Genomic DNA, 3,944 nt, shown 5'->3' on the forward strand with positions numbered 1-3,944 from the left:
GTCACCGCATGCGGTGACGCCCCGTCGGGCGTCTGTGCGCCGCGCGCGAGGTCCCCGGCAAATGTGGAAATGCAGTGGCCGTGGGTTACGATCTGCCTTGTGATTCTGGTACCGCTGACGACCTGGCCCATCATGACACTCTCGATCATCCTGATCGTGCTGAGCGTGATCCTGGCCCTGTTCGTCCTGCTCCACAAGGGCAGTGCGGGCGGCATGTCCGATCTGTTCGGTGGCGGCATGTCCACCTCGATGGGTGGCACCTCGGTGGCCGAGCGCAACCTCAACCGTTTGACGATCGTCATCGGTCTGCTGTGGTTCGCGACCATCATCGGCCTGCTGCTGCTCTACCGCTACGCCTGAGCCGACGGGCCATGTGGCCCGTCACCGGATGACAAGGGCGCCCCTGGGCGCCAGTGACGCACCACATGGGCGTCAATCGAGCCGTGATGAACAGAGGAGTGCACAGTGGCTGGTGGCAGCGCCATTCGGGGGAGCCGCGTCGGAGCAGGACCCATGGGGGAGGCGGAGCGCGGGGAAGCAGCACCGCGCGTCCACATCTCCTTCTTCTGCGCCAATGGACATGAGACCCGGCCGGCTTTCGCGGCCGAGGCCCAGGTCCCGGAGGAGTGGGACTGTCCGCGCTGCGGGCTGCCGGCCAACATGGACTCCGAGAATCCGCCCCCGCCGCCGAAGATCACCCCGTACAAGACGCACCTGGCCTATGTGAAGGAGCGCCGCACCGACGAGCAGGCCAAGGCCATCCTCGACGAGGCACTGCAGATCCTGCGTGAGCGTCGCGCCCGTGGCGACGTCATCTACTGAGCCAGCAGCGCCACCTGCCGAGACGACAGCACGACGAAGGCCCTACCCGCTCGGGTAGGGCCTTCGTCTCTTCCGTGGGGGCAGGGCCCCGGTGGTCAGAGCTCGCAGTGGTAGGAGGGCAGGGCCAGCGCCGCGTCCTCGTCGACCCACCAGACCAGCTCTCCGCGCGGGTCGAGGTGGGAGGCGGGGCTGTCGGGATCCTTGGCCAGGGTGCGGGCCAGGGCATCGGCCTTGGGCTCGCCGGAGGCCACCACCCAGATGCGTTCGCTGCGGTTCAGGGCCGCATAGCTCAGGCTGATCCGCTCCTGGCAACCGACGGGCGCGTCGGTGATGCCGACCACCTGGGAGCTGCTGGCATCGCTGGGCACCCGGCCGGGGAAGAGGCCGGCGACGTGGCCGTCGGTCCCCAGGCCGAGCAGGCAGATGTCGAGCACCGTCTCGCCCAGGTCACGGGCATAGGCGAAGGCGGCCTCGTCCGGGTCGTCCTGGCCGTCGCTGCCCGGCATGGGGTGGGTCTCGGTGCGGCTGATCGGCAGGGTGCGGGCCAGGATCGCCAGGGCCTGCAGGGCATTGCGCTGGGGATCGCTGGTGGGCAGGAAGCACTCGTCGCTCCACCACAGGCGGATGCCCTCCGGTCGCAGCCCACGGCCGGGCGCCACGTGCGCGAAGCGTTCGTAGACCCGGTTGGCGGTCTGCCCACCGGTCAGGCCGATGTTGATCACCTCCTGGGTCTCCTGCAACCGCAGCACGGTCCGGGTCCAGGCCTCGGCGACCTCGTCGACGAGCTGGTCCAGGTCATCGTGACGCAGGACGCGTTGGCTGCTCATCGGGCGTCCTCGTCATCGGCCCGGGCGTTGCGTTCCAGCAGCGTCTGGCTGGCCTGCTCGAAGATGGCGTCGGCATCCATCCGGCGCAATTCCTCGGTGATCAGCTCGTTCACGTCCCGCCGCGGCAGCGCCACCTGCCGCTCGGGCTGGCCCGGCACCTGGTAGCTGGCGACGCTGCCCTTGCTGGGCCGGGTGATCGCGATGTCCCCGGCAGCGGTGGTCAGGCGCACGGCGCTGATGCCGGGACCCTTGGTGGTGCGGCGCTCCACCTGCACGCCCAGGCGGGCCTGCAGCCAGGCCGCGAGGAGTTCGGCGGGGGCATTGTCCTTGGCAGCCTCGACGGTGGCGCCGCGCACACGGCCCGGGTACTGGTCCAGCGAGGCGGCCAGCAGTCCTCGCCAGCGGGTCAGGCGGGTCCAGGTCAGGTCGGTGTCGCCGGGGGCGTGGTAGCGGGCCCGGATGGCGACGGCCTCGATCGGGTGGCGGGCCCCCGAGGCGTCGGTGATCCGTCGCGTGGCCAGGGCCCCGATGGGGTCATCGCCGGGGTTCTCGGGTGACTCATTGGGCCACCAGACCACCACCTGGGAGTCGGGCAACAGCAGTGGCAGCACGACCGAGGCGGCGTGTTCGCCGACCTCACCGCCCATGCGCAGGGTGACGATGTCTCCCGGCATCCCCTCACCGGTGCGGATCTCAGCGTCCAGCCGCGACTCGGCCTGGCTGTCGGTGACCACCAGCAGGATGCGGGAAGGATGCTCCGAGCCCGCCTGCAGGCAGGCCTGGGTGACGCGCTTGGCGTGCTTCTCCTGGGTCACCACCACCAGGGTGAAGGCCATGGCGGTGGTGCCGGTCTGCTGGTGGGCCTGCTGCAGCGCCTTGGCGATCTGCGAGGTGGAGGTCTTCTCGAGTTCGATGATCATGTCGCGCCTTTCAGGGACGTCGCCAGGTGAAGCCGTCACGGGCCAGCATCTCGTCGGCCCCGGCGGGGCCCCAGGTGCCGGCGGGGTAGCCCTCGGGCTGGCCCTGCGTGGCCCAGAAGTCCAGCACCGGGTCGAGGATCTTCCAACCGAGCTCCACCTCCTCGTGCTGGGGGAAGAGTGGGGGCTCGCCGAGCAGCACATCGAGGATGAGCCTCTCGTAGGCCTCGGGGCTGGACTCGGTGAAGGAGCCGCCATAGCCGAAGTCCATGGTGACGTCGCGGATCTCCATGGCCGTGCCGGGCACCTTCGCGCCGAAGCGCATGGTGACGCCCTCGTCGGGCTGGATGCGCATCACCAGGGCATTGGTGCCCATCGCGGCGGTGTCGGTGTCGTTGAAGGGCAGGTGGGGTGCGCGCTTGAAGTTGAGCGCCACCTCGGTGACCCGTCGCGGCATCCGCTTGGCGGTGCGCAGGTAGAAGGGGACGCCCGCCCAGCGGCGGTTGTCCACGTCGACCCGGATGGCCGCATAGGTCTCGGTGCCGGAGGTGGGTTCGATGCCGTCCTCCTCCAGGTATCCCTTGACCTTCTGCCCGCCCTGCCAGCCGCCCAGGTACTGCCCGCGGGCGGTGTGGGCGGCGAGGTCGGCGGGGGTGGAGGCGGCGCGCAGCACCTTGGTCTTCTCGGCGCGCAGCTCGTCGGCCTCGAAGGTGTTGGGCTCCTCCATCGCGGTGAGCGCCATCAGCTGCAGCAGGTGGTTCTGGATGACGTCGCGGGCCGCACCGATGCCGTCGTAGTAGCCGGCGCGCCCGCCGATGCCGATGTCCTCGGCCATCGTGATCTCCACGTGGCTGACGTAGTGGTTGTTCCAGATCGGTTCGAAGAGTTGGTTGGCGAAGCGCAGGGCCAGGATGTTCTGGACGGTCTCCTTGCCGAGATAGTGGTCGATGCGGAACACCTCGTGCGGCTCGAACAGCGACGAGACCACCTTGTTGAGATCCTTCGCGGACTCGAGGTCGTGCCCGAATGGTTTCTCGATCACGACCCGGCTCCAGCTGCCGTTCTTCTCCTCGGCGAGCCCATGCTTCTTCAACTGCGACATCACGGTCTCGAAACCGGAGGGAGGAATCGAGAGATAGAAGGCGTGATTGCCGCCCGTGCCGCGCGTCTCGTCGAGATCCGTGATGCACTCGCGGAGACGAATGAACGCGTCATCGTCGTCGAAGCTGCCGGCGACGAAACGGATGCCTTCGAGCAGTTGTTCCCAGACGTCCTCCCTGAACGGGGTGCGGGCATTCTCCTTGACCGCATCGTGGACGACCTTCGCGAAGTCTTGATCTGCCCAATCGCGACGTGCGAACCCGACGAGCGCGAGATC

5 protein-coding genes are annotated in these 3,944 nt (G+C 68.7%); 2 read left to right on the plus strand and 3 right to left on the minus strand.

Features of this window, described 5'->3' with window-relative positions; genetic code table 11:
- Nucleotides 1-132: 132 nt before the first annotated feature.
- Both secG and ACHFFZ_RS09225 read left to right on the plus strand, forming a co-directional pair.
- The gene (gene secG / locus ACHFFZ_RS09220; RefSeq protein WP_394276346.1) at nucleotides 133-360 is read left to right on the plus strand and encodes a preprotein translocase subunit SecG; all 228 of its coding nucleotides are present in this window, start codon (nucleotides 133-135) and stop codon (nucleotides 358-360) included.
- Between the two features lie 105 nt (nucleotides 361-465).
- Nucleotides 466-822, plus strand: coding sequence for an RNA polymerase-binding protein RbpA (locus ACHFFZ_RS09225; protein WP_394276342.1), 357 nt, complete (start codon nucleotides 466-468; stop codon nucleotides 820-822).
- Nucleotides 823-917: 95 nt separating this feature from the next.
- Here the strand turns inward: ACHFFZ_RS09225 and pgl are convergent, their stop codons facing one another.
- The 3 genes from pgl to zwf all read right to left on the minus strand — a co-directional run.
- A complete protein-coding gene (pgl, locus tag ACHFFZ_RS09230; protein WP_394276343.1) occupies nucleotides 918-1,649 on the minus strand; it encodes a 6-phosphogluconolactonase in 732 nt (243 codons plus the stop codon).
- On the minus strand, nucleotides 1,646-2,569 hold the full coding sequence (locus ACHFFZ_RS09235; RefSeq protein ID WP_394276344.1) for a glucose-6-phosphate dehydrogenase assembly protein OpcA: 924 nt from the start codon (nucleotides 2,567-2,569) through the stop codon (nucleotides 1,646-1,648). Before ACHFFZ_RS09235 ends, pgl begins: the two co-directional genes overlap by 4 nt.
- 10 nt (nucleotides 2,570-2,579) lie before the next feature.
- Nucleotides 2,580-3,944: glucose-6-phosphate dehydrogenase (zwf, locus tag ACHFFZ_RS09240; protein WP_394276345.1), on the minus strand; the 1,365-nt coding region annotated here is incomplete at its 5' end.

The organism is Luteococcus sp. (assembly GCF_043424415.1).
Classification (GTDB): Bacteria; Actinomycetota; Actinomycetes; order Propionibacteriales; family Propionibacteriaceae; genus Luteococcus.